Here is a 21,714-nt window from a genome sequence, read left to right on the forward strand (position 1 = left end):
GCGGCGCTTAGCAGCGGCGAACCGCCAGCACAATGGCCGGTGCCGATGGAACGGCCGGGGGCGCGAATCGTTGACCTGCTGCGCTCGCGGCGCCATGATAGTTTGAATCGCGACCGCCTATACCCTATGTTAGGGTTGACGCTTCATCATTGCCCGCAATGGAAAACTGCCTGTGACCGCTTTCTCGATCGTACTGCTCGCCATGATTGCCGCGTTTCTCGGCATGCGGCTCTATTCGGTGCTCGGCAAGCGGACCGGGCATGAACAGGAGCCCGTCCTGCCGCGCCGCGACGACCGCCCGGCTTCGCCCGCTCCGGTTCGCCTTGACGAGACCGAGACGATTTCCGCGCCGCAATCGACGGTGCCGAGCGGTGCGGGGCTTGTCTATGAGCCTGCCGCCGAAATCGGGCTTCGCCAGTTGCTCGCGACCGACCGTCAATTCGACGCCGGTCGCTTCATGGAAGGCGCCGAGGCGGCGTACCGCATGATTCTGGAGGCTTTCTGGTCGGGCGACCGCGATACGCTTCGCGACCTTTGCGACGACGACAGCTATGAAGGCTTCGTCGAAGCGATGGATGCGCGCGCGGCGCGCGGCGAGACGCTGGAAAACCGGCTGATCGGTATCGATTCGGCCAAGATCACTGCGGTCGAGCTGAGCCGCAGCGAAGCGCGTATCACCGTTCGGTATCGCGCCGATATCAGCGCCATCACCCGCGATGCCGACGGCAAGCTGATCGCCGGATCGATGAGCGATGCGTCGCAGACCGACGATCACTGGACCTTCCGCCGCCAGGTCGGAAGCAGCGATCCAAACTGGTTGCTCGACGAAGCCGAAGCTGCCTGAACCCATGCGGCGGGGCGGGCCGCGCGCACGCGCGCTGGGATTCGCGCTTCTTGCGGTTGGGCCTTTGCTTGCATCCTGTTCGTCGGTGATCCCTGAAGCCGGGGGCCCGCGGCCCGCGGCCAGTTTCCCCGCTCCCGCTCCGTCGCCAGCGCCCATCGGTGCGCCGCGGCCCTACACACCGCGCCCGTCCGAATCGGGAAGCGTGGTCGCAGCGACGCCGATTCCGGCGACGCCCAATTCGCCGCTTCCGGCGCCGCCCGTTCCGGCCACTGCGACCACCGCGGCCGAGGCCGGTATCGTCGCGGGGCCCGAATATAACGAGCTCGGCGTCCTGGCCGATCAGGCAACCGCGGCGCTCAAGGCGTTCCGGCTCAGCTGCCCGTCGCTGCTCCGCCGCGCCGACGCGAGCGGGCTGACGCAAAATGCCGAATGGGCCGAAAGCTGCAACGCAGCGAAGGACTGGGCAGACCGCGATGCGACCAATTTCTTCAGTCGCTTTTTCGGGACCGTCCAGATCGGCGCGGGCAGCGCTTTCGTCACCGGCTATTATGAGCCCGAGATCGCGGCGTCGCGCACGCAGCGACCCGGTTATGACGTTCCGATCTATCGTCGCCCTGCGGATCTGGTCGACGTCGACCTCGGCCTCTTTTCGACCGAGCTGAAGGGCAAGAAAATCCGCGGCCGCGTCGATGGCAGCAATTTCGTGCCCTATCACGACCGCGGGGCGATCGAGCGCGGCGCGCTCGCGAACCGCGGGCTCGAGATCGCCTGGGCAGCCGACGCCGCCGAATTCTTCTTCCTGCAGGTGCAGGGTTCGGGCCGCCTGCGCCTGCCCGACGGCGGGATCATGCGAATCGGCTATGACAGCCAGAACGGCCGCGACTATGTCGGCATCGGCAAGCTGCTGCTCGACCGCGGCGAGCTTCAGCGCGGCCAGGCGTCGATGCAGGGCATCCTCGATTACCTCCGCGCCGACCCCGTGCGCGGCGCCGCGGTGATGAACGAAAACCCCAGCTGGGTCTTCTTCCGCGAGCTGACCGGTGCCGGGCCGCTGGGAGCGCTGGGCGTCCCGGTCACCGGCCGGTCGAGCGTTGCCGCCGATCCCAAATATGTGCCGCTCGGCGCGCCGGTATTCCTGTCGCTCGACCGCGCCGAACCCAATGGGCTGTGGGTGGCGCAAGATACCGGCGGGGCGATCAAGGGTGCGAACCGCTTCGACAGCTTCTGGGGTGCCGGCACCGGCGCGCGCGCGATCGCGGGCGGGATGGCGGCGCGCGGATCGGCGCTGATCCTGCTCCCGCGCGCCAGCGTCGCGCGGCTCGCGCCGCGTCCCTGACGCGATGGGACGGCGGCTCGCCCCCGACGAAACGGCGCTCTGGAAGAAGGTAGCAGCGACCGTCGAACCGATCGCCAAACGGCCAGCGCCGCTCGAACCCCAGGCACCACCAACCATCAAGCCGCCCAAGGCGTCACCGCGCAGCGTCGCGGCGCCGGCGACGGCGGCGTCGCGCGCTCCGGCCTCGCTCCCGCCGCCGCGCCGGACCTGGGCGACATCGACGCTCGATGGCCATTGGGACCGGCGGCTGCGCAAAGGCCTGGTCCGTCCGGACATGAGCATCGACCTGCATGGCCATAGCCTCGTCTCGGCGCAGGCTTTGCTCGACGATGCGATCGGCCGCGCGCTGCTGCGCGGCGCCCGCGTGCTGCTCGTCGTCGCGGGGCGGCTGCGTCCGGGGGCGGACAGGCTGCCGTTGATGCACGGCGATCCGCGCCCGCGCGGCGCGATCCGCGCCTCGCTGCCCGACTGGCTTTCAGTGTCTGCTCATGCCGATCAGATCGTCGCGCTGCGCCCCGCACATATCAGCCACGGCGGTGGCGGTGCGGTTTATGTGATCCTGCGGCGCGCGCGCGACGATTAGAGGAAGGCGCGCACCAAGATGCCGCGATAGATGGCGGCGAGCTTGTGCAGATCGTCGACCGCCACCGCTTCGTCGAGCTTGTGCATCGTCGCGTTGATGAGGCCGAATTCGACCACGGGACAAAGCGCGTGCAGGAAGCGGGCGTCCGATGTCCCGCCCGTCGTCGACATTTCGGGCTGAAGATCGGTCTCGGCGTGGATCGCCTCGGCGACCAGTCCCGACAGGTCGCCCGGCGGGGTCAGAAAGGCCTCGCCCGAAATCTTGCCCAGCACCTTTGCGCGCGGTTCGACATCGTGCGCGAGCCGCTCGATCATCGCGACCAGGTCCGCGCCGCGGTGCCGGTCGTTGAAGCGGATCGACAGCCGCGCGCGCGCCGAGGCGGGGATGACATTGGTCGCGCCGTTGCCGACCTCGATATCGGTGAACTCGATGTTCGACGGCTGGAACCAGTCGGTCCCGGCATCGAGGTCGACGGCGTCGATCGCCGCCAATATCTTCACCAGCTTGGGAATCGGATTATCGGCGAGGTGCGGGTAGGCGACATGGCCTTGCGTCCCGGGAACGTCGATCCAGATATTGACCGAGCCGCGCCGTCCGATCTTCACCATGTCGCCAAGCTGGTTCACCGACGTCGGCTCGCCGACGACGATCATGTCGGGGCGAATGCCGCGGCCTTCCATATGCTCCATCAGCGCGCGGGTGCCGAAGATTGCGGGGCCTTCCTCGTCGCCGGTGATGATCAGGCTGATCGTTCCCGCTTCGGGGGGCGTCGCGGCGGCAGCGGCGATGAACGAAGCGATCGCTCCCTTCATGTCGACCGCGCCGCGGCCATAGAGCAAGTCGCCGCGAATCTGGGGAGCAAAGGCGTCGCTCGTCCAGCCGACGCCCGGTGGCACGACGTCGAGATGGCCGGCGAAACCGAAATGCCGGGGTCCTTTACCCTTGCGGACGGCGAGCAGGTTTTCGACCGGGCCATCGGGCTCGATCCCGTCGATGAAGCGCTCGACGGTGAAACCGAGCGGGGTCAGCGCCGTTTCCAGCACGTCGAACACGCTGCCGGTGGCGGGCGAGATGCTCGGCGCGGCGATCAGCGCCTGGGTGAGTTCGACGGGGTCGATGCTGTGGGTCATGGCTTCCCCTTTATCCGTTCGTGTCGAGCGAAGTCGAGACACCAATCGTCCTGGGGGCCTGCCCCTGGCGCTTCACCGACGGGCATCTCGACTTCGGCGAAGCCGAAGTTTATCCAGAGCGCCGTCGCAGGTGGCGTCGAAGGGCCCGACGCGAACGGCACAAGAGGGAAGGGAGACGTCACTATGCCGAAGCTCGATCTCGACACCATCCCGCAGACAAATGCCACCGGCTATCCACCGCCCTATGACGCCCCCGTGCAGGGCCGCTGGTATCGACGCCTCGCGCCGCCCACCGGCATCAGCGACTTCGCGGCAAGCCATGTCGTGCTCCGGCCCGGCGCGATGTCGTCGCAGCGCCATTGGCACGACGGCGAGGACGAAATGCTGGTGATGATTTCGGGCGAAGCGACGCTCGTCGAAGATGACGGCCGCTGGCCGATGCGGCCGGGCGACCTTGCGGTGTGGCCAAAGGGCAGCACCAACGGCCATCACCTGGTCAATGAATCGGATGCCGACTGCGTCTTTGTCGCGCTCGGCGGGGGCAAGAAACATGATACCGGCGGCGGGTATTCGGACATCGACATGCTGTTCACGCCCGACGGCTATTTCCACAAGGACGGCACGCCCTATCCGACGCAGCGGATTCCTTAGCCGTCCTGCGCCGCGCCCTCGAATTTCTCGATGATCCAATCCTCGGCCTGCGCGCCGCCGATCCATTCCTGCATGCACGGATGGCTGATCACCGCCTGGCAATAGGGGACGGCGAAGCGCGGCAGCGGGATCGAGTAGGTGACGAAGCGGGTGACGACGGGCGCAAACATCATGTCGACCGCCGACCATTCGCCAAAGAGAAAATCGCCTTCACCGCCAAAGCGCGCGCGCGCCTCGGCCCAGATCTGGACGATACGCACGACGTCGGCCTGCACTTCGGGGAGCAGTTCGGCGGCCGGATAGATACGGCGGATGTTCATGCTGTGGTTGCGGCGGAGCGCCGCGAAGCTGGAATGCATTTCGGCGGCCATCGACCGCGCCATCGCACGCGCCGCCATATCCTCTGGCCAATAGCCCTTCGTCCCGCCGGTCTTTTCGTTGAGATAGTCGATGATCGCCAGACTGTCCCAGACGACGATATCCTCGCCGTCCCACAGGATCGGTACCTTGCCCCCCGACGGTGCGAACTCGTCGCCTTCGCGCCGGTTCGACCAGTCTTCGTCATAGAGCGGGACGGTGACTTCCTCGAAGGGAAGGCCGCTATGCTTGGTCGCGAGCCAGCCGCGCAGGCTCCAGCTGGAATAGGCCTTGTTGCCGATGAACAGTTTCATGGTGTCTCCCTGACCCCGACTTTCACGGGCAGGACGGCAAAGGTCAACTCTCGACCGCCTCCAGCACCGCGGCGCGCAGTTCGGCGATGCCGAGGCCCTTTTCGCTGCTCGTCGCGATCACCTGCGGGTGCGCGGCGGGGTGCTTGCGGGCTTCGGCCTCGGTCGCGGCCTGGACCGCTTCGAGCTCGGTCGCCTTGATCTTATCGGCCTTGGTCAGGACGATGCGATAGCTGACCGCGGCGACGTCGAGCATCTCGAGGAATTCGCGGTCGACATCCTTGATCCCGTGGCGGCTGTCGATCAGCACCAGCGTGCGCTTGAGCACCGCGCGGCCGCGAAGATAATCATTGATCAGAAAGCGCCATTTCTTGACCACATCCTTCGGCGCCTTGGCAAAGCCATAACCCGGCATGTCGACGAGCCGGAAGTTGAGCGGTTCGCCGACGTCGAAATAGTTGAGCTCCTGCGTCCGCCCCGGCGTCACCGAGGTGCGCGCGAGCCCGTTGCGATTCGTCAGCGCATTGAGCAGCGACGATTTGCCGACGTTCGAGCGCCCCGCAAATGCGATCTCGGGCATGCTTGGCGGCGGCAGATGCTGGAGCGCGGGCGCCGATTTCAGAAAGGCGATCGGCCCCGAAAACAGCTTGCGCGCGCGTTCGGACAGGGTGGGGTCGGTTTCGTGGTCAGTATCGGTCATGGCCGTGTTCCCCCGCGAAGGCGGGGGTCCATCTCCTATTGTCTAATTCCGGACCCGTCGAGATGGGTCCCCGCCTTCGCGGAGACACACCAAGGAGGGCGGTCTATTTCGTCGGCGCGGCGCGAAGCTGCGGGAACTTGCGATACATGAACTGCTGCTGCGCGATCGACAGGCAGTTGTTCGTGATCCAGTAGAGCAGCAGGCCCGCCGCGAAGGGCGCCATGATGAACATGAACATCCACGGCATGATCTTGAACACCTGCTGCTGGACCGGATCGGTCGCTTGCGGGTTCAGGCGGAATTGCAGGAACATGGTGATGCCCAGGACCAGCGCGAGCGGCCCGATGGCGAGCAGCGACGGCGGCGTGAAGTTCAGCAGGCCGAACAGGTTCAGGAAGTGCAGCGGATCGGGTGCCGACAAATCCCTGATCCACAGCGCAAAGGGCTGGTGGCGCATTTCGATCGTCAGCATCAGCACCTTGTAGAGCGCATAGAAGATCGGGATCTGGATCACGATCGGCAGGCAGCCCGCGAGCGGATTGATCTTCTCGTCCTTATAAAGCTTCATCAGCTCCTGCTGCTGGCGCGGCTTGTCGTCCTTGTAGCGTTCCTGCAGCGCCTTCATCTTGGGCTGGACGAGGCGCATCTGCGCCATCGAATGAAACTGACGGTTGGCGATCGGGAACATCAGCGCGCGGATGATCACGGTAAGCAGCATGATCGCGACGCCGAAATTGCCGACCTGGTTGAACAGCCAGTCGAGCAGCTTGAAGATCGGTTTTTCGAAAAATTCGAACCAGCCCCAGTCGATTGCGTTCGAAAGGCGCGGAATGCCCAGATTGTCCTGATAGTCCGACAGGATGCTGACTTCCTTGGCACCGGCGAAGATGCGGCTGTTCGTCGTGATCTGCTTGCCGGGCGCGACCGCCGTATAGGGACGCGCGAAGAGCGTCTGATATTTGTCGGCGGCAGGCGCGGTGATCGAGGCGGTGACGCGCTCGCCCTTTGCCGGGATGATCGCCGCGAGCCAATATTTGTCGGTGAAGCCCAGCCAGCCGGCCGAGCCATATTTGAACGTCTCGCCGTTATCGAGATTCTTGTAGTCGACGCCGAACTCGGACTTGCCGTCCACCATGCCGGTCGGGCCGATGTGGTTCGTCCAGCTGGTCTGCTCGTGCGGATCGGTCGGCTTGCCGAGGCGATCGATCAGCGCAAAGCTGCTCGCATTGACGGGCGCGGTGCCGGCGTTGGTGATCGTCTGTTTCGCCGTGATCAGATAATGGGCATCGATGCTATATTCGATGCGAAAGCTCTGCCCCGTCGCGTTCGCCCAGCTGAGCACCACCGGCGTCGTCGGCGTGAGCCTGGTGCCCGTTGCGGTCCAGACCGTGTTCGGACCCGGAGCCTCGAAGCCCTGTGCCGCCCAGCCGACGCTCGCGAAATAGGCGGCCTTGGTGTTGCCCGGCGCGAACAGGCGGACGGGGGGTGCGTTCTTCTTGATCGTCTGGCGATATTTGGTGAGCGTGATGTCGTCGATGCGCGCGCCGACGAGATTGATCGAGCCCGAGAGCGCGGGGGTTTCGATCGCGACCCGGCTGCCCGAGGCCAGCGCGGCTTCCACCGGCAGGATCGTCTGCCCGGCCGGTGCCGTCGCGCCCGGCGCGGCCGGGATGCCCGACGGGGCGGTTCCCGCAGGCGTGGCCGAGGGCGCGCCCGCAACCGTCGTCGTGACGTCGGGCTTCTTTGGCGTCGGGAAGAATTTCTGGGAAACGAAGTTCCAGCCCAGGAGGATGGCAGCCGACAGCAAGATTGCCGTGATCCAGTTACGCTTGTCGTCCACGCTCGTTGGTCTCTCTTCGTGTCAAAATGTCGGGATAGGCCGCACTAAGGTACGGGGTCATAGCCGTGACCGCCCCAAGGATGGCAGCGCAATAGCCGCTTTGTCGCCAGCCAGCCACCCTTGATCGCACCATGGCGTTTCAGCGCGACGATCGCATATTCGCTGCACGACGGGGCATAGCGGCACGTCGGCGGCAGGATGCGCGACGGGCCGAGTTGCCAGCCGCGCGCGATCAGGATGAGCAGGCGGGCGATCATGCCGAAAGCGCCGAAAACTGCGTAACTTCACGCGCGATTGCCCCCATTGCGTCACCCCCGACTTGATCCGGGGTCCCTGCAGCGCCGGCAGCGATGGACCCCGGATCAACTCGGGGGTGACGATGGGAGAGAGGGGCCATGGTCACGGCGCCTTTGCCGCCAGCTTTTTCGCCGCGCGTTTCAGCGCCGAATCGAGATGGTCGCCAAGCTCCGCAAAGACGATGTCGTTGCCGCCCGGTCGGCCGATCAGCACATGGTCGGCACCGGCAATTCCCGAATCGGGGAGCGCGGCGCGCGCCAGTTCGCGCAGCCGCCGCTTCATGCGGTTGCGGGTGACCGAATTGCCGACCTTCTTGCTGACGGTATAGCCGATGCCCCGAACATCGTCGCCGTCACCGCGCGGGCGGACGAGCAGGACGAAGCCAGGCATGGGAAAGCGAAGGCCGCGGTTGGCGGCCAGAAATTCGCTGCGTTTTGAAAGCGTTCGCACCAGCGGGGCTGGCAGCGAAGCGTCAGCGGTCAGGCCGACAGCTTCTTGCGGCCCTGGGCACGGCGGTTGGCGAGAACCTTGCGGCCGCCGACGGTCGCCTTGCGGGCGCGGAAACCATGGCGACGCTTGCGCACGAGGCGGCTCGGTTGAAAGGTACGCTTCATCGCGGTATCCCCAAATTCTCTTCAAAGGCTCTAACAGAAAAGGGCCGCCAAACGTGGGCGGCCACTGATGGAGGCGCGGATAAGCGAGAGTCGGCGGAAAGTCAATCGTCTCCGACCAGGTTCCGCGATCATTCGCCATCGAGCGTTTCCAGTGCGGCACGGGCGCGGCGGCGCGAGGCGCTGACGCGCCGCATGATCCGGTCGGCGCGCTCGCCATAGCGCGGATGCTGCCGCTTGAAGCGGACATAGCGGCGTTTCGCCCAGGCGCTGTTCTGAAGGCAGAGCATCAGTCCGACAGGGAAGAGGATGATGAAGCCGGGGCCGGGCAGCACGCCGACGATCGGCGACGCGACGATCAGCAGCACGCCAAGGACGAACAGCGCGAGCCGTACCTGCGCGTTCCGTCGCAATCGCTGATAGAGGCTGCGCCTTGCCATGGAAGACGATGTGGGGAGGGGGCGGCGTGTTACAAGGCTAGTACGGCGGATATCGGACGCGCGCTTCTCATTTCTCGTCACCCCGAACGTGTTTGGCGATGATCCCACGGGGACAAGAAAGAGGTGCTCCCCCGCGAAGGCGGGGACCTAGCGACAAGGAAAGACGCGCCGCAGCGCGCCCTTCGACGCTTCGCGTCGAAGCTGGACCCCCGCCTTCGCGGGGGAGCACATACTGGCTCCAATGGAATATATCCGGACGTGTTTCAGGGTCCATCGCCCGCGGTTTCGTTCGGCGCGGCGTAGCGTGGGGGTCAGGCAATGGATGCCGACACATGGTCAGCAGGACGAACGGATTGTCAGTTGAGGGTGACGAAGCGCGCCATATCGTCGCGCGTCAGATAGCGGACGTCGTCGAACGGGGTGCTGTTGGTCAGCGCATAGAAAGCGCGTGCCTTGGCAGCGTCCATGCCCATCTCGCGATAATAGCTCAAATATTCGGCATGCACCGGATCGTTCGCGGGATAGTCGTTCGCTTCGCGGCCGGTGTCGTCGGCCCAGCTATGGACGCCGAATTCGGCGTCGGAAGCGGCGCGGCGGGTGTTACCGGCGAGCCAGAGCTCGACCGCACCCGACCGCACCGAGCCGCCGCTCGGGACGACGGTTTCCAGGCCTGCCCGGCGAATCGCGCGGGCCAGAATCAGATTGGCTTCCTCGTCGAGACTGCCGGGGCAGTCGACCATTTCGAGGCGCCTCAGCGTCGGATAGGCCGCGAGCATCGCGGCGAACTGGCGCGGCGTGGCCGAGGTGACGTCGCCCGACATGCGGATCGTCGTGTCGTCGACCACCGCGAAGGGGCCGAAATGCGCCTTGGCGCGGCCAAGGGTCGCGAGCGTGCCCGACGGCGCATAGCGGCGCGTTGCGCCCAGGCTGGCATCGTCGGCCAGGCGCTCGTCACCGGCCAGGCTCTCGTCGCCAGCGAGACCTTCGTCGTCGAGAAGCGCTGCATTCTCGTCGATATAGTCGCTGCCGCCGGCTTGATCGACATCGTCATAGGTCCAGGTCACCGTCGTCGTGGTGACGGTGACCTGCTGCTGCGCCTGCGCGGGCGCGAACGCCAGTATCGCCGCGAGCGCGGCGACGATCAGGGTGCGGACGAAGGCAGTCGGCGAAACCATGGGTCCGCCTTCGCGCGTGCGCTATGACCAAATGGCAAAGCGGCAGGGTCAGCGCGCTGTTAACCGCATTTCGGGACGGGTTTCGCTTCGCTATTCGTCATCCGGGCTTCGCCGGGATGACGGGACCGTGCGTTCAGCCTTCTTCGCAAAGCGCCTTCAATTGTTCGGCAACCGCGCCCCAGCCAGCGGTGAAGCCCATGTCCTCATGTTGTTTCAGCGCTTCGTCGGTCCAGTGGCGCGCCCAGCCGGTGTAGCGTGTGCCGTCGCCCTCGGGCGCGATTTCCCAGCCGCCGATCATGAAGGGCGTCGCCGGCGCCATCCGGCCGTCGGCGCCGATCGTCACGGCGTCGCTCGTGACATAGCGCACGCCGGGAACGACCTCGAGAAAGATACCGTCGCTGGGATGGGCTTCGCCGTCGGGGCCGTGCATCGTCATCGCGCAGCGGCCGCCGCTGCGCCAGTCCTGCTCGACGATCTGGGTCGTCCAGGGTTTCGGGCACCACCATTCGGTGATGCGGTTCGTCATCACGTCCCACACTTTTGCGGGGGTCGCATCGATATAGATGGTGACGGACAGTTCGCGGGGTTCGGTCATGGGTCTCTCCGGATGGTTCAGTCGCGATCGGGGGCGCCGAGCGGGAAATAATGGCGATAGGGGCGGCCGCCATCGACCGCGCGCGCGACCGAGGGATGCGCCAGCAGGCGGGCGCGATAGGCGCGCAGATTTTCATATGCCTCGGGAATCGGATGTACCCAGTCGGCATAGAAGAGCGATGGCGCCGCGGCGCAATCGGCCAGCGTGAAGCCATGGGGCGTCGCCCAGCCGCCGCCCGCGAGTTCCTTGTCGAGCCAGGCGTAGATGATGTCGAGTTTCGCCTTCGCCCCATCGACGATCGACTGCATATGGCCGTCCGGACCCCGGATCGCGTCGTTCACGACCTCCTGCATCTGCCCCATCACATGATTGTCGAAGATGCGGTCGAACAGCCGGACCTTCAGCGCGGCGTCGAAATCCTGGGGGATCAGCCGCGGTTCGGGGACGAGATGGTCGAGATATTCGATGATGATCGATGCTTCGAAATAGGGCGTGCCGTCGTGGACGATCAGCGGAAATTTGCCGAGCGCCCAATGCGCGCGCAGTTCCGGACCATGCTCCGGAAATTCGGGATCGACGTTGCGATACTCGAAATCGATGCCCTTTTCATAGAGCGCTATCTGCGCCTTCCAGCTGTAGGACGAGAAGGGATGGCCATAGAAAATCATCATCAAAGCGCTTCCTTGCGGGTCAGCCACGCGAGCGGCCAGCCGATGAAAAAGATATGCGGAAACAGCGCGACCGCACCCTTGACGAGGTCCGTCGGCGGGAAGGGCGCGCCAAAGCGGAGCGGCAGCACGATCGCGTTCATCACCAGATAAAGGCCGAAGCCATAGATGGTTCCGGTCAGCCACCAAGGTTGCCGGGCGAGGGCAGGCAGTTGCCGCACCGCAGCGAACCAGAACGCGACCATCGCGCCCATGATCGCATAATGCGTCGCAAGCCCGGCGATGTCGCCAACGAGGCCCCATTCGCGGGCGCCGTCGCCGAACGGTCCGCTGGCGACGGCGTGCAGCATGCTCGAGACGGTGCGGCCCTGCACCACGCTCGACACCGCCGCATAGACGATGTCGAGGGTGCCGCAGAGCAGCCAGGCGAACAGTGCGGGGCTACGCCGCGCCAACTTCTTCGCCCCTGATCGCGGCTTCGATCGCGGCGACGTCGATCTTCCTCATCGTCATCATCGCCTCGAACGCGCGCTTGGCGCTCGCCTGGTCGCCGCTCGTCATCACGTCGGTCAGCACGCGCGGGGTGATCTGCCACGAGATGCCCCATTTGTCCTTGCACCAGCCGCACATGCTTTCCTGTCCGCCATTGCCGACGATCGCGTTCCACAGCCGGTCGGTCTCCTCCTGCGTCTCTGTCGAAACCTGGAAGGAAAAGGCCTCGCTATGCTGGAAGGTCGAGCCGCCGTTGAGGCCGATGCACGGGAAACCGAGCACGGTGAAGTCGACGGTCAGCACATCGCCTTGCTTGCCGCTCGGATTGTCGCCGGGGGCGCGGTGGATGCCACCGACCTTGCTGTCGGGGAAGGTCGCGGCATAGAAGTTCGCCGCCTCTTCGGCGTCCTTGTCGTACCAGAGGCACAGAATGGCTTTGTTCGACATCATTTCTCTCCTTTGATCGGCCCGCCGATCGACCAGAGATGGCCGAACGGATCTTTCACCTGGGCATAGCGGTCCCCCCAGAAGGCATCGTGCGGTTCGAGCGTCGACGAGGCGCCCGCCGCGATCGCCCGGCCGTACCAGGCGTCGGTGTCGTCGACGTGCAGGTGCAGCGTCGTGCCGGTCGGTGCGCTCATCGCGCTGCCCGTATATTCGGGGAAGTCGTCGTGCATCATCAAGGACGCGCCATTGATGCGGACATGCGCATGCATGAAACGCACGCCATCCTGTGCCGGAACGCGGACCACTTCGGTCGCGCCGAACGCCTTCTTGTAGAAGTCGATCGCTTCGCTGCCGCGTTTGTCGGGAATCGCGATGTGCGGGGTCAGGCCGCCGGTCGGCGCTGTATTTGCGGGCGTATCCATCGTCTCTCTCCCTTCATTTCCTGGGGCCGACGAGGCCGAAGGAGGCGCCCTGCGGGTCGATGCCGTTCATCGCGAACTCGCCGCCGGGGATTTCCATCGGCTCGGTGATGATCTTGCCGCCGTTCGCGGTCACCGCCGCATAAGCGCGGTCGATATCATCGACGCCGATATAGAAACTCCACATCGATGCCGGCATGCCGGGCATCAGCGGCATCACCGCGCCGAGGCCGATGTCGCCGCGCTGGATGAAGCGGTAGGCGCCCATCTCGCCCATATCCATCTCGCCTTCCTGGCCCCAGCCGAAATGCCCGGTGTAGAAAGCGATCGCGGCGTCAGGGTCGCTCGTCGACAGTTCGTTCCAGCGGATGCGCTGCGCTTCGGTAACCGAAAAGACGTCGCTTTCGCCGCCGCCCTCGGGCGGGACGGGGTCCATGATGTAGAAGGGCGCGCCCTGCGGGTCGGTGACCATCGCGATGCGGCCGACGGGGATATCCATTGCCGGCATCTGGACGCTGCCTCCGTCGGCCTCGATCGCCTTGATCGCGGCATCGACGTCGGCAACATGGAGATATCCGATCCAGAAGGGCCGCGCCCCGCCGGCGAGCATGTCGGCGTTGAGCGCGAGCACTCCGCCGGCATTGCCGCCGTCGCTGCGCCCGATCATGCGATAGTCCATGTCGCCCGCGGCCGGATCGCGGTCGGTCGCGATCGTCCAGCCGACGACCGCGCCATAGAAGCGCGCCGCGCCCGCCGGATCGGGGGTCATCAGTTCGTACCAGATAAAGTTGGATGCTTCGGTCATCTTGTCTCTCCTCTCATTCGGTCGAGCCGCGCGCGGCCGACGGTCAGGCTTCCAGGATCGGCGCAAAGCCGCCGTAGATCATGCGTTTGCCGTCGAACGTCTGATCCGCGGGATCATGCTTCATCCGCTCGTCGGCCATCACGCTTTCCCAGCCGGCGACGCGCGCGTCCTTGCTCGGCCATTCGATCCAGCTGTAGACGACGGTCTCGCCATCCTGCTTGTGCGCGGCCCGGGCATAGTCGGTCACCTTGCCGTCGGGGACGTCGTCGCCCCACGCTTCGACGACGCGCGTCGCGCCATGCTCGATGAAGACCGCCGACGCCTTTTGCGCCATCGCACGATAGGCCTCCTTGTTGCCGTCGGGGACGGGAACGAGGAAGCCGTCGGCATAGCCCAGGCTGCCCTCGCCGCGATCATCGACGATCGCGTCGAAGCCCGCGAAAATCATCCGCTGGCCGTCGAACGGCATGGTCGCGCCGATCGCTTCCATGCGCGGATCGGCGATCATTTTCGCGTTCGCGGCATCGCGGGTGGCGCGGTCGGGATATTCGAACCAGCTGAAAACGACGGTCTCGTCGGGCTTTGCCTGCACGGCACCCTTGAAATCATTCACCTTGCCGTCGGGGACATCGTCGCCCCAGCATTCGATATAGCGCGTCGCGCCATATTCCTTGAACAGCGGCGCCGCGTCGGCGGCCTGTTTGCGATAGGCCTCCTTGTTCGCGGTGGGCACCGCAAGGACGAATCCTTCTATATAGGTCATGTCTCTCTCCTCGGGGGTTTGGAGTTCGGGGGATTCAGGTGGCGGGCGGTCCCGCTTCTTCGCTGAAGGCGTCGAGTTGTGCCGCCAGCGCGCGCTGGAAGGCCGGACGCGCGAGGCAGCGGTCGAGATAGGCCTGGAGCCGCGGCTGTTCGGCGACCAGCCCGGCTTCGACCGCCTCGCGCAGCACGGTCGCCATCGCGATGTCGGCGACGGTGAATTCGCCCGCAAGATAGTCCTTGTCGCCGATCGCGTCATTCAGCCGGCCAAGGCGGCCCTGGATGAATTCGATCAGGCCCGGGCGGCGAAGCTGTGCCCAGGGCTCGTCCTTTGCGAACAGATCGACATTGCCGAGTTCGAACAGCATCGGCTCGACGCTGTTATAGGCGGCGAACAGCCATGCGAGCGTGTTCGCGCGCTGCTGCGGGTCACGCGGCATCAGCCGCGCGTCCTTCTCGGCCAGGTGAAGCAGGATCGCGCCGCTTTCGAACAGGCGGATGCCGCCGTCGTTGAGCACCGGCACCTGACCCCATGGCTGGAACAGGAAATGGTCGGCGGGACGATTGATCGCGCTGATCAGATGCTCGGCATAGTCGAGGCCGATTTCCTCGCACGCCCAGCGCGGGCGCAGGTCGCGGACATATCCGCGGGCGAAATCGGGGACCCAGTCGAAGGCCGTGACTTCAATGCGGCTGTCGGGGTTTACGGGCATGATCTAGCTCCTCTTCCCTTTGATATAGGCGACGATCGCCATCGCATGGCCGTGGCCAAGGTCGTAGTCGGCCTTCAGCCAGTCGATGATCGCGGTGGCTTTCACACCCGGGGCGAGGCCGCTTTCATCGGCTAGCCCCTTTTCGATGGCGATGGCTTTCAGATTGTCGGCCGATTGGCCGGTCTTTGCCTCGACATTGTCGATATAGGCCTGGAAACTCATGCGCTCGCTCCGGCCCGGAGGGGGGTCAGCGCGCGGACGCGTGGATCGCGAAGCCACAGCCCGCCCCACAACATCACGCCCAGATAGACGCCGAACAGGCTGTGGCTGAACAGCGGGCTGCCGATCCGGACGTGGGTGGCGATCGCGCCGCCCAGATAGCCGGTGATCAGGATCGCGCCGAGGATGGCGGTTCGCGGCCAGATGTAGAGCAATGTCGGGACAAGCAGCAGCATGCCGAGCAGGCCCATCGTCGGACCATCGAGCGGCCATCCGAGGCCGGGCGGGCTGTATCGGATCGCGATTTGCGGCGCGATCAGCTTGAGTCCCGCATCGAAGAGCAGGAAGAGGATCACAAGCCCGCTCAAGGTGCGGCCGGCGTTCAACTGACCCTTTGGGATTGCCTGATCCGTCATCCTCTTCCTCCTCGCTTATTCTGTTGTCAGGCGGCCGCTTCGGCGGGCTCGCCGGCGGGAATGGCCGTCGGGTCCATCCACATCACTTCCCAGATATGGCCGTCGGGATCCTCGAAGCTGCGGCCGTACATGAAGCCATAGTCCTGCGTCGGGGTCGGGTCCGCCTTGCCGCCGGCCTTCACCGCCTTGTCGACCTGGCCATCCACGGCATCGCGGCTGTCGGCCGAGACGCAGAGCAACACCTGCGCGGTCGTGTGGGCGTCGGGGATCGCCTTCGACGTGAAGGTCGCCCATTTTTCATGCGTCAGCAGCATCGTGTGGATCACGTCGCTGAACACCATGCAGGCGGCCGTCTCGTCGGTGAAGGCGGGATTGTTCGCCGCGCCGACGGCTTCGTAAAAGGCCTTCGACCTGTCGAGGTCGCTGACGGGCAGGTTCACGAAAATCATCTGGGGCATTTCTTTTCTCCGTCTTTTGTTGGGGGGGGCAGGACGGCGCAGTCAGGCGCCGACGTCGGGGACCGGCGCCTCGCCATTGGCGACCGCAGGGTCCATCCAGAACGGTCCCCAGACATGGCCGTCGGGGTCCAGCAGGTCGCGGCCGTACATGAAGCCGTGATCCTGGATCGGGTTGATGTCGGCGGTGCCGCCGTTTGCGGCTCCCGCCTCGACCATCGCATCGACGGCTTCGCGGCTGTCCAGCGCCAGCGCGAGCGAGACTTCGCTCGACCCGCGGGCGGCGATCGGCCGGTCGGTGAAGCCTTTCCATTTGTCGTGGGTCAGGATCATCACGAAGATCGATTCTGACCACACCATCGCGGCAGCGGTGTCGTCGGAGAAACGCGGTTCGTTGGTGAAGCCGAGCGCTTCGTAGAACGCCTTCGATTGGGCGAGATCCGCGACCGGAAGGTTCACGAAGATCATTTTGGGGGACTCGGACATTGGGGGCACTCCTCTCCTGTGGAATATCGTCAAATTTTGCCGAACAGCATCCGTATGTAACGCTTCAGATGCGTGACGCTTTCCTGTGCAATCGCCGGATCGTTCGTCGTTTTGGCCAGGATGAAGCTGCCTTGCAGCACGGCCTGGACATGCTGGGCGAGGCCGATCGCGGTGACGCCTTCGGGTGTCCCATATTTCGCCATCGCCGCAGCGATGTCGGGGGCCAGCGCCTCGCAATAGGCGTTGATGCTTGCCTCGCACGCCGCGCGGATCGCGTCGCTCGTCGCAAAAGCCTCCTGCACCATCGTTCCGACGAAGCAGGTGAATTCCTCGACCGGCCCGTCGAGCATCGAGAAGCGGAAATCGACATGGCCGAGCAGCCGGTCGAGCGGGTCGGCAAGCCTTACATGGGGCAGCATCTCGAACATCGGCCGCGCGCGCTCGGTCCACGCCTCGGCCGCAGCAACGGCGAGCGCTTCCTTCGACACGAAATGGTGGAAGAAGGCGCCCTTCGTCACACCGGCTTCGGCGCAAATCTGGTCGACCGTCGTCGCAGCATAGCCCTGTCGCCGCACCGTGCGATGCGCGGCCTCGATCAGCGCGGCGCGCGCGCTGCCCCGCGGGGCGCGGGGCGAGGCTGGTTCGGGCAGGGCCTGATTCGGGTTCATGCGACTCGACATACCGACCAGTTGGTATGTTGTCAAACCGGTCACGGCGAACCGCGCCAATACGGCGCCAAAAAGACTCGACCTTACCGCTGCCTGGCCTAAGAGGACGAGAGAACAAAGGGGGATCATGGTCGCGATCGTTTCAACCGTTGCCTATCTTGGCATCGAAGCGCGCGGGGTCGAGGTGCAGTGCCAGATCACGCCGGGCATACCGCGCTTCGTCGTCGTCGGCCTGCCCGACAAGGCGGTCGGCGAGAGCCGCGAGCGCGTGCGCGCCGCGATCGCCGCGATCGGGCTGTCGCTGCCGCCCAAGGTCATCACCGTGAACCTGTCGCCCGCCGATCTGCCCAAGGAAGGGTCGCACTATGACCTGCCGATCGCGCTCGCGCTGCTGGGCGCGATGGGTGTGATCGACCCCGAGACGCTTGCGTCCTACGTGGTGGTCGGCGAGCTTGGCCTCGACGGGCGCGTTGCGCCGTCGCCGGGCGTGCTGCTCGCGGCGATTCACGCGGGCAGCGTCGAGCGCGGGTTGATCTGTCCGGCGGCGCAGGGCTCGGAGGCAGCGTGGGCCGGCAATGTCGAGGTGCTCGGCGCGCCCGACCTGTTGTCGCTGCTCAATCATTTCAAAGGCCATGCGATCCTGTCGCCGCCGGTGGCGGGCGAAGTCGAGGCGCCCGTGCGCAGCGTCGACCTTCGCCAGGTGAAGGGACAGGAAACGGCAAAGCGCGCGCTCGAGATTGCCGCAGCGGGAGCGCATAATCTGATCCCGTTGTGGACTTCAAGACCTCCTTGTCGATTCTAGTTTCGCGTTGTCGCGCACTGTGAGCGCCACTAGATTGATCGTGTGCGGAGGGACGTGTTGTTGATGGAACAGGAGCAACTGCTAGACGTTGCCGGGCTGGCTGCGGAACTGGAGGGGGTGGCAGCATACACGATAGTGTTGCGAAGGCTGCGCGCAGCGAAGAGCGCTCAATCGTGTGTGTCCGATCTGCGACTAGCCCAAGATCAAGTCGAGGCTTTGGAGCATTCGCTTAACGTCGGCGGCTCGACGGATGTAACTCGCCGAAGGTCAATCGAAACCGCGCTTAGCACCACCGGAGTGCTACTCTATGTACGCGCGACGGACGACGACGGGCGGGGAGGGGGACGCGGCTCGATCAAGGTCACCGCTAATCTATCCGATGAGGCCAAGGCAGCCCATGCCCGTCTGGTAAAACTACGCCACACGGCGATTGCCCATATCGACGACGAGAAGGCCCCCCCGGAGTACGCATGGAGAGAGACGCTCATCTTCGGAAGGTGGCGCGAGGGCTGGAACTTAGGTGTCAAACGGCGTTCAAACGGGACCCCCGATCGGCGTCGAAGAAGGACCCCCTTGCGGATATGATGGGGGTTTGTTGAGGTGAGCCTTGCGCTGCGTGCGGCGGAGGTCGGGCGTAGCCCGACCGGAGGCGCACGCAGCGCAAGATAGATTTTTGAAGGCGGCGAAGGTGGCGGTCAGCTGCGGTTTTTGAAGCGCCAGCTATCGTTGCCCGTCTCGACGATATCGCAGTGGTGGGTGACGCGGTCGAGCAGCGCCGTGGTCATCTTGGGATCGCCGAAGACGGTAGGCCACTCGCCGAACGCGAGGTTCGTGGTGATGATGACGCTGGTGCGCTCATAAAGCTTGCTGATGAGGTGGAACAGCAACTGCCCTCCCGAGCGTGCGAACGGCAGATATCCAAGCTCGTCGAGCACGATCAGGTCGAGCCGCGACAGCTGCGCCGCCAGGGTCCCGCCCTTGCCGATCCGGGTCTCCTCTTCGAGGCGTGTCACCAGATCGACGGTGTTGAAGTAGCGGGCGCGAGCGCCTCTTCGCACGACATTGGCGGTGATCGCGATGGCAAGGTGGGTCTTCCCCGTCCCCGTGCCGCCGACAAGCACGATATTGCGCCGGGATGGCAGGAAGGAGCCATCATGAAGGGACCGGATCATCTCCTCATTGATCGGAGTGCCGTCGAAGCTGAACCGCTCCAGATCCTTCACCACGGGTAGCCTGGCCGCCGTCATGCGATAACGGATCGAGGCTGCATCCCGGTGGGTCGCTTCAGCGCGGAGCAGGTCGGTCAGTATCTCCATAATGGTGCGCTTGCGTTGGAGGCCGGTGGTGACGGCCTCGTCGAACGCCGCAGCCATACCCTTGAGGCCAAGGCCACGCATCGTATCGATCATATCATGCCGCTGCATCATAGCCTCGCAGCAGATCATAGCGAGCGCAGTCGGCAACCGGAGGATGGCGCAGCATCCGGTCTTCCGAGGTGACGATGCTATGGGGCGTCGCCGGCTCGCTGTGCCGCGAGAGGATGTTGAGGATCAGCTCGTCGCTGGCCGTTCCGGTCGCCAGCGCTTCGCGCGTGGCAGCTTCGACCAACTCCAGACCATCGGTGAGCACCGCCGAGAGGACCCGCACGAACCTGCGATCTGCTTCGTCCCCGACGCCCAACCTTCGCCGTAATCGATGCAGCGCGGGCGGCAGATCCCAGTCCTGGAACGGCGCGCCATTACGGAGCGCGCCGGGCTTGTGCGCGAGGACCGGCAGATAATGCCAAGGATCGTAAATGGTGCGGTTCCGACCGAAGTGGCGCTCATGCTCCCCGACGATCTCTTCGCCGCAACGGATGACGATACGATCGGCATAGGCACGCACCTGCACGGTCCGGCGCGCGGCCGTCGACATGACCGAGTAGCGGTTCCGATCAAAGCTGATGAGGCAGGTTCCGGTGACGGCGTGCTCGCTCTCATGGAAGCCGTCGAACGGTGCCAGGATCGGCTGCAGGGCCGGTCGTTCCATCTCCAGCGCCTCGGCGACGGTGATGTCGCTGCGCTCGGGATGGGCGTGATGCTCGGCCCAGCGTCGGCACTCCGCCTCCAGCCACCCGTTGAGCTCGGCTAGGCTGGCGAACCGAAGCCGCGGCTGGAAGAAGCGGCCCCGGATCGTCTGGACTTGCTGCTCAACCTGGCCCTTCTCCCATCCCGCTGCTGGTGAGCAGGCCGTCGGCTCGACCATGTAATGATCGGTCATGATCAGGAAGCGGCGGTTGAACACGCGCTCCTTACCGGCGAACACGCTCGTCACCGCCGTCTTCATATTATCGTAGATACCGCGCCGGGGCACGCCGCCGAAGAAAGCGAACGCCCGAGCATGAGCATCGAACAGCATCTCCTGGCTCTCACGCGGATAGGCCCGGACGTAAGGTGTGCGCGATGCGCAGAGACGAGCGTGCGCAACCTTTACCCGCATCGGCTTGCCGGCGATCTCTACATCCTCGTGGCTCCAGTCGAACTGATAAGCCTCGCCAGGATGGAAGGTCATCGGGATGAAGGCCGGAGCACCTTCGCCCGCATCCTTCCGGCGCGTCACACGCCAGCGCGCCGCATAGCGGCGCACCGCATCATAAGAACCTTCGAACCCTTCGCGCGCAAGCAGATCATGGATACGCGTCATCCGCAGCCGGTCGCGGCGACCTCGCGCCTCGTTCTCCTCGAGAAGCACATCGAGCCGTTCCTGATAGGGGCCAATCCGCGGTAAAGGCTGGACTGTGCGCTGGTAGTTGAACACCGCCTCCGGCGACCGGATCGCCTTCCGGACCACCTTGCGCGATAACCGAAGATCACGGGCGATCGCCTTGATCGCCTTCCCAGACGCATGCTCACGCCGAATCCGAACCACTGTCTCCACTACCAACATCCCGTTCTCGCCAACTGATCAAACCAGTCAGCCGCCTAAATCCTCGGGATGAAGGGGTCCTTTTTACACGCCGATCACCCCCCGACGGGGGTGCCTATTGCACGCTGATCCTCAGGCTTCGCCTTCAACCCACTGGCGGAAGCGATCGGTGGCGGCTGGTGAAGGCGAGTTGACGGGGACCATGCCGCGTCGTGATTTGGACCGCACGACTTCGTGGAGACCGCGAACCGAAGTCAATCGGATAGGGCGCGGGCCTCCGCCGGTCTGCACGCGAACGAGCCGCATGTCCCCTTCGGCAATCCTTCGGGCCGGTTGGTCCACCTGCGGAATACCGTTTTTCAGATGGAGAGCGAAAGCGCGGCACACGTCGTAAAGGACGAACCAAGGGCGCCCTTCGATGATGACGGCCCGAATGGCGTTGCCGGTATAGTCGAGGGTGATCGGGTGGAGGATGTCCATGTCGGTGATGTCCTGAACGGGTGAGCTGACAGGCCCCGAGCGGTCCTATAGGCCACCTTCATCCACCCTCCATCTAACCAGAGGCTAGGTCTGTAGGAGGTGTTTAGGTGA

The 21,714-nt window shown here is 65.0% G+C and carries 29 protein-coding genes and 2 pseudogenes; 5 read left to right on the forward strand and 26 right to left on the reverse strand.

The window, feature by feature from the left end; translation table 11 throughout:
• Positions 1–172 precede the first annotated feature (172 nt).
• Genes ACO055_RS15620 through ACO055_RS15630 form a run of 3 tightly spaced genes read left to right on the forward strand, consistent with a single transcriptional unit; the run spans position 173 to position 2,763 of the window.
• Positions 173–844 carry a Tim44/TimA family putative adaptor protein gene (locus ACO055_RS15620; RefSeq protein WP_422059756.1) on the forward strand — a complete coding sequence of 224 codons (672 nt, stop codon included), beginning with the start codon at positions 173–175 and terminating at the stop codon, positions 842–844.
• Between the two features lie 4 nt (positions 845–848).
• Positions 849–2,180, forward strand: a complete 1,332-nt coding sequence (locus ACO055_RS15625) for a murein transglycosylase A (protein WP_422059757.1) — start codon at positions 849–851, stop codon at positions 2,178–2,180.
• A gap of 4 nt (positions 2,181–2,184) precedes the next feature.
• Positions 2,185–2,763 carry a Smr/MutS family protein gene (locus ACO055_RS15630; RefSeq protein ID WP_422059758.1) on the forward strand — a complete coding sequence of 193 codons (579 nt, stop codon included), beginning with the start codon at positions 2,185–2,187 and terminating at the stop codon, positions 2,761–2,763.
• On the opposite strand, the gene dapE is transcribed toward ACO055_RS15630, so the two are convergent.
• On the reverse strand, positions 2,760–3,893 hold the full coding sequence (gene dapE / locus ACO055_RS15635) for a succinyl-diaminopimelate desuccinylase (protein ID WP_422059759.1): 1,134 nt from the start codon (positions 3,891–3,893) through the stop codon (positions 2,760–2,762). The genes ACO055_RS15630 and dapE overlap by 4 nt on opposite strands.
• 183 nt (positions 3,894–4,076) lie before the next feature.
• Here dapE and ACO055_RS15640 point away from each other — a divergent pair, with 183 nt between their 5' ends.
• Positions 4,077–4,544, forward strand: coding sequence for a cupin domain-containing protein (locus tag ACO055_RS15640; RefSeq protein WP_422059760.1), 468 nt, complete (start codon positions 4,077–4,079; stop codon positions 4,542–4,544).
• Here ACO055_RS15640 and ACO055_RS15645 read toward each other — a convergent pair.
• From ACO055_RS15645 to ACO055_RS15750, 22 genes and pseudogenes are all read right to left on the reverse strand, one after another.
• Entirely contained in the window at positions 4,541–5,215 is a 675-nt protein-coding gene (locus ACO055_RS15645) for a glutathione S-transferase family protein (RefSeq protein ID WP_422059761.1), read from the reverse strand. The two genes, ACO055_RS15640 and ACO055_RS15645, sit on opposite strands and share 4 nt — an antisense overlap.
• Positions 5,216–5,258: 43 nt before the next feature.
• Positions 5,259–5,912, reverse strand: coding sequence for a ribosome biogenesis GTP-binding protein YihA/YsxC (yihA, locus tag ACO055_RS15650; protein WP_422059762.1), 654 nt, complete (start codon positions 5,910–5,912; stop codon positions 5,259–5,261).
• A gap of 103 nt (positions 5,913–6,015) precedes the next feature.
• Positions 6,016–7,752, reverse strand: a complete 1,737-nt coding sequence (yidC, locus tag ACO055_RS15655; protein WP_422059763.1) for a membrane protein insertase YidC — start codon at positions 7,750–7,752, stop codon at positions 6,016–6,018.
• 44 nt (positions 7,753–7,796) lie between these two features.
• Positions 7,797–8,009: a membrane protein insertion efficiency factor YidD gene (gene yidD, locus ACO055_RS15660; RefSeq protein WP_054586362.1), complete on the reverse strand. Its 213-nt coding sequence runs from the start codon at positions 8,007–8,009 to the stop codon at positions 7,797–7,799.
• 142 nt (positions 8,010–8,151) lie between these two features.
• Positions 8,152–8,439, reverse strand: a complete 288-nt coding sequence (gene rnpA / locus ACO055_RS15665) for a ribonuclease P protein component (protein WP_422059764.1) — start codon at positions 8,437–8,439, stop codon at positions 8,152–8,154.
• 89 nt (positions 8,440–8,528) lie between these two features.
• On the reverse strand, positions 8,529–8,663 hold the full coding sequence (gene rpmH, locus ACO055_RS15670) for a 50S ribosomal protein L34 (protein WP_058808820.1): 135 nt from the start codon (positions 8,661–8,663) through the stop codon (positions 8,529–8,531).
• Positions 8,664–8,791: 128 nt separating this feature from the next.
• Positions 8,792–9,100: a hypothetical protein gene (locus ACO055_RS15675; RefSeq protein WP_422059765.1), complete on the reverse strand. Its 309-nt coding sequence runs from the start codon at positions 9,098–9,100 to the stop codon at positions 8,792–8,794.
• A 356-nt stretch (positions 9,101–9,456) separates the two neighbouring features.
• Positions 9,457–10,275, reverse strand: coding sequence for an alpha/beta hydrolase (locus ACO055_RS15680; protein ID WP_422059766.1), 819 nt, complete (start codon positions 10,273–10,275; stop codon positions 9,457–9,459).
• Between the two features lie 133 nt (positions 10,276–10,408).
• Positions 10,409–10,870, reverse strand: coding sequence for an SRPBCC domain-containing protein (locus tag ACO055_RS15685; protein ID WP_422059767.1), 462 nt, complete (start codon positions 10,868–10,870; stop codon positions 10,409–10,411).
• Positions 10,871–10,887: 17 nt separating this feature from the next.
• Complete coding sequence (locus tag ACO055_RS15690) at positions 10,888–11,541, reverse strand: glutathione S-transferase family protein (protein ID WP_422059768.1); 654 nt, start codon at positions 11,539–11,541, stop codon at positions 10,888–10,890.
• Entirely contained in the window at positions 11,541–11,993 is a 453-nt protein-coding gene (locus tag ACO055_RS15695; RefSeq protein ID WP_422059769.1) for a hypothetical protein, read from the reverse strand. Before ACO055_RS15695 ends, ACO055_RS15690 begins: the two co-directional genes overlap by 1 nt.
• The gene (locus ACO055_RS15700; RefSeq protein ID WP_422059770.1) at positions 11,980–12,477 is read right to left on the reverse strand and encodes a VOC family protein; all 498 of its coding nucleotides are present in this window, start codon (positions 12,475–12,477) and stop codon (positions 11,980–11,982) included. Before ACO055_RS15700 ends, ACO055_RS15695 begins: the two co-directional genes overlap by 14 nt.
• Complete coding sequence (locus tag ACO055_RS15705; protein ID WP_422059771.1) at positions 12,477–12,899, reverse strand: VOC family protein; 423 nt, start codon at positions 12,897–12,899, stop codon at positions 12,477–12,479. Before ACO055_RS15705 ends, ACO055_RS15700 begins: the two co-directional genes overlap by 1 nt.
• 13 nt (positions 12,900–12,912) lie before the next feature.
• Complete coding sequence (locus ACO055_RS15710; RefSeq protein WP_422059772.1) at positions 12,913–13,701, reverse strand: VOC family protein; 789 nt, start codon at positions 13,699–13,701, stop codon at positions 12,913–12,915.
• 43 nt (positions 13,702–13,744) lie between these two features.
• On the reverse strand, positions 13,745–14,098 hold the full coding sequence (locus ACO055_RS15715) for a DUF1428 domain-containing protein (protein ID WP_422062486.1): 354 nt from the start codon (positions 14,096–14,098) through the stop codon (positions 13,745–13,747).
• Positions 14,099–14,215: 117 nt separating this feature from the next.
• Positions 14,216–14,464: pseudogene (locus ACO055_RS15720) on the reverse strand (DUF1428 domain-containing protein); the annotation flags it as partial.
• Positions 14,465–14,498: 34 nt separating this feature from the next.
• Positions 14,499–15,173: a glutathione S-transferase family protein gene (locus tag ACO055_RS15725; protein WP_422059773.1), complete on the reverse strand. Its 675-nt coding sequence runs from the start codon at positions 15,171–15,173 to the stop codon at positions 14,499–14,501.
• Between the two features lie 3 nt (positions 15,174–15,176).
• The gene (locus ACO055_RS15730) at positions 15,177–15,395 is read right to left on the reverse strand and encodes a DUF4287 domain-containing protein (RefSeq protein ID WP_422059774.1); all 219 of its coding nucleotides are present in this window, start codon (positions 15,393–15,395) and stop codon (positions 15,177–15,179) included.
• Positions 15,392–15,808, reverse strand: coding sequence for a DoxX family protein (locus ACO055_RS15735; protein WP_422059775.1), 417 nt, complete (start codon positions 15,806–15,808; stop codon positions 15,392–15,394). The genes ACO055_RS15730 and ACO055_RS15735 overlap by 4 nt, the downstream gene beginning before the upstream one ends.
• Before the next feature lie 26 nt (positions 15,809–15,834).
• Positions 15,835–16,266 carry a VOC family protein gene (locus tag ACO055_RS15740; RefSeq protein WP_422059776.1) on the reverse strand — a complete coding sequence of 144 codons (432 nt, stop codon included), beginning with the start codon at positions 16,264–16,266 and terminating at the stop codon, positions 15,835–15,837.
• A 42-nt stretch (positions 16,267–16,308) separates the two neighbouring features.
• The gene (locus ACO055_RS15745) at positions 16,309–16,749 is read right to left on the reverse strand and encodes a VOC family protein (RefSeq protein WP_422059777.1); all 441 of its coding nucleotides are present in this window, start codon (positions 16,747–16,749) and stop codon (positions 16,309–16,311) included.
• Between the two features lie 29 nt (positions 16,750–16,778).
• Positions 16,779–17,417: a TetR/AcrR family transcriptional regulator gene (locus ACO055_RS15750; protein WP_422059778.1), complete on the reverse strand. Its 639-nt coding sequence runs from the start codon at positions 17,415–17,417 to the stop codon at positions 16,779–16,781.
• Between the two features lie 127 nt (positions 17,418–17,544).
• On the opposite strand from ACO055_RS15750, the pseudogene ACO055_RS15755 reads away from it, so the two are divergent.
• Positions 17,545–18,183 (forward strand): annotated as a pseudogene (locus tag ACO055_RS15755) (magnesium chelatase domain-containing protein); the annotation flags it as partial.
• A gap of 731 nt (positions 18,184–18,914) precedes the next feature.
• Here the strand turns inward: ACO055_RS15755 and istB are convergent.
• From istB to ACO055_RS15770, 3 genes are all read right to left on the reverse strand, one after another.
• Positions 18,915–19,643, reverse strand: coding sequence for an IS21-like element helper ATPase IstB (istB, locus tag ACO055_RS15760; protein ID WP_095385564.1), 729 nt, complete (start codon positions 19,641–19,643; stop codon positions 18,915–18,917).
• Positions 19,630–21,144: an IS21 family transposase gene (gene istA / locus ACO055_RS15765; RefSeq protein ID WP_422059577.1), complete on the reverse strand. Its 1,515-nt coding sequence runs from the start codon at positions 21,142–21,144 to the stop codon at positions 19,630–19,632. The genes istB and istA overlap by 14 nt, the downstream gene beginning before the upstream one ends.
• A gap of 111 nt (positions 21,145–21,255) precedes the next feature.
• Positions 21,256–21,603, reverse strand: a complete 348-nt coding sequence (locus tag ACO055_RS15770; protein WP_422059779.1) for a Bro-N domain-containing protein — start codon at positions 21,601–21,603, stop codon at positions 21,256–21,258.
• Positions 21,604–21,714: the final 111 nt, after the last annotated feature.

The organism is Sphingopyxis sp., from assembly GCF_965227415.1.
Taxonomy (GTDB): Bacteria; Pseudomonadota; Alphaproteobacteria; order Sphingomonadales; family Sphingomonadaceae; genus Sphingopyxis.

Coding starts and splice junctions, on each gene's coding strand:
- ACO055_RS15625 (WP_422059757.1), top strand. CDS start 849: ATGCGGCGGGGCGGGCCGCGCGCACGCGCGCTGGGATTCGCGCTTCTT.
- ACO055_RS15630 (WP_422059758.1), top strand. CDS start 2,185: ATGGGACGGCGGCTCGCCCCCGACGAAACGGCGCTCTGGAAGAAGGTA.
- dapE (WP_422059759.1), bottom strand. CDS start 3,893: ATGACCCACAGCATCGACCCCGTCGAACTCACCCAGGCGCTGATCGCC.
- ACO055_RS15640 (WP_422059760.1), top strand. CDS start 4,077: ATGCCGAAGCTCGATCTCGACACCATCCCGCAGACAAATGCCACCGGC.
- ACO055_RS15645 (WP_422059761.1), bottom strand. CDS start 5,215: ATGAAACTGTTCATCGGCAACAAGGCCTATTCCAGCTGGAGCCTGCGC.
- yihA (WP_422059762.1), bottom strand. CDS start 5,912: ATGACCGATACTGACCACGAAACCGACCCCACCCTGTCCGAACGCGCG.
- yidD (WP_054586362.1), bottom strand. CDS start 8,009: ATGATCGCCCGCCTGCTCATCCTGATCGCGCGCGGCTGGCAACTCGGC.
- rnpA (WP_422059764.1), bottom strand. CDS start 8,439: ATGCCTGGCTTCGTCCTGCTCGTCCGCCCGCGCGGTGACGGCGACGAT.
- rpmH (WP_058808820.1), bottom strand. CDS start 8,663: ATGAAGCGTACCTTTCAACCGAGCCGCCTCGTGCGCAAGCGTCGCCAT.
- ACO055_RS15675 (WP_422059765.1), bottom strand. CDS start 9,100: ATGGCAAGGCGCAGCCTCTATCAGCGATTGCGACGGAACGCGCAGGTA.
- ACO055_RS15680 (WP_422059766.1), bottom strand. CDS start 10,275: ATGGTTTCGCCGACTGCCTTCGTCCGCACCCTGATCGTCGCCGCGCTC.
- ACO055_RS15685 (WP_422059767.1), bottom strand. CDS start 10,870: ATGACCGAACCCCGCGAACTGTCCGTCACCATCTATATCGATGCGACC.
- ACO055_RS15690 (WP_422059768.1), bottom strand. CDS start 11,541: ATGATGATTTTCTATGGCCATCCCTTCTCGTCCTACAGCTGGAAGGCG.
- ACO055_RS15700 (WP_422059770.1), bottom strand. CDS start 12,477: ATGTCGAACAAAGCCATTCTGTGCCTCTGGTACGACAAGGACGCCGAA.
- ACO055_RS15705 (WP_422059771.1), bottom strand. CDS start 12,899: ATGGATACGCCCGCAAATACAGCGCCGACCGGCGGCCTGACCCCGCAC.
- ACO055_RS15710 (WP_422059772.1), bottom strand. CDS start 13,701: ATGACCGAAGCATCCAACTTTATCTGGTACGAACTGATGACCCCCGAT.
- ACO055_RS15725 (WP_422059773.1), bottom strand. CDS start 15,173: ATGCCCGTAAACCCCGACAGCCGCATTGAAGTCACGGCCTTCGACTGG.
- ACO055_RS15730 (WP_422059774.1), bottom strand. CDS start 15,395: ATGAGTTTCCAGGCCTATATCGACAATGTCGAGGCAAAGACCGGCCAA.
- ACO055_RS15735 (WP_422059775.1), bottom strand. CDS start 15,808: ATGACGGATCAGGCAATCCCAAAGGGTCAGTTGAACGCCGGCCGCACC.
- ACO055_RS15740 (WP_422059776.1), bottom strand. CDS start 16,266: ATGCCCCAGATGATTTTCGTGAACCTGCCCGTCAGCGACCTCGACAGG.
- ACO055_RS15745 (WP_422059777.1), bottom strand. CDS start 16,749: ATGTCCGAGTCCCCCAAAATGATCTTCGTGAACCTTCCGGTCGCGGAT.
- ACO055_RS15750 (WP_422059778.1), bottom strand. CDS start 17,417: ATGAACCCGAATCAGGCCCTGCCCGAACCAGCCTCGCCCCGCGCCCCG.
- istB (WP_095385564.1), bottom strand. CDS start 19,643: ATGCAGCGGCATGATATGATCGATACGATGCGTGGCCTTGGCCTCAAG.
- istA (WP_422059577.1), bottom strand. CDS start 21,144: ATGTTGGTAGTGGAGACAGTGGTTCGGATTCGGCGTGAGCATGCGTCT.
- ACO055_RS15770 (WP_422059779.1), bottom strand. CDS start 21,603: ATGGACATCCTCCACCCGATCACCCTCGACTATACCGGCAACGCCATT.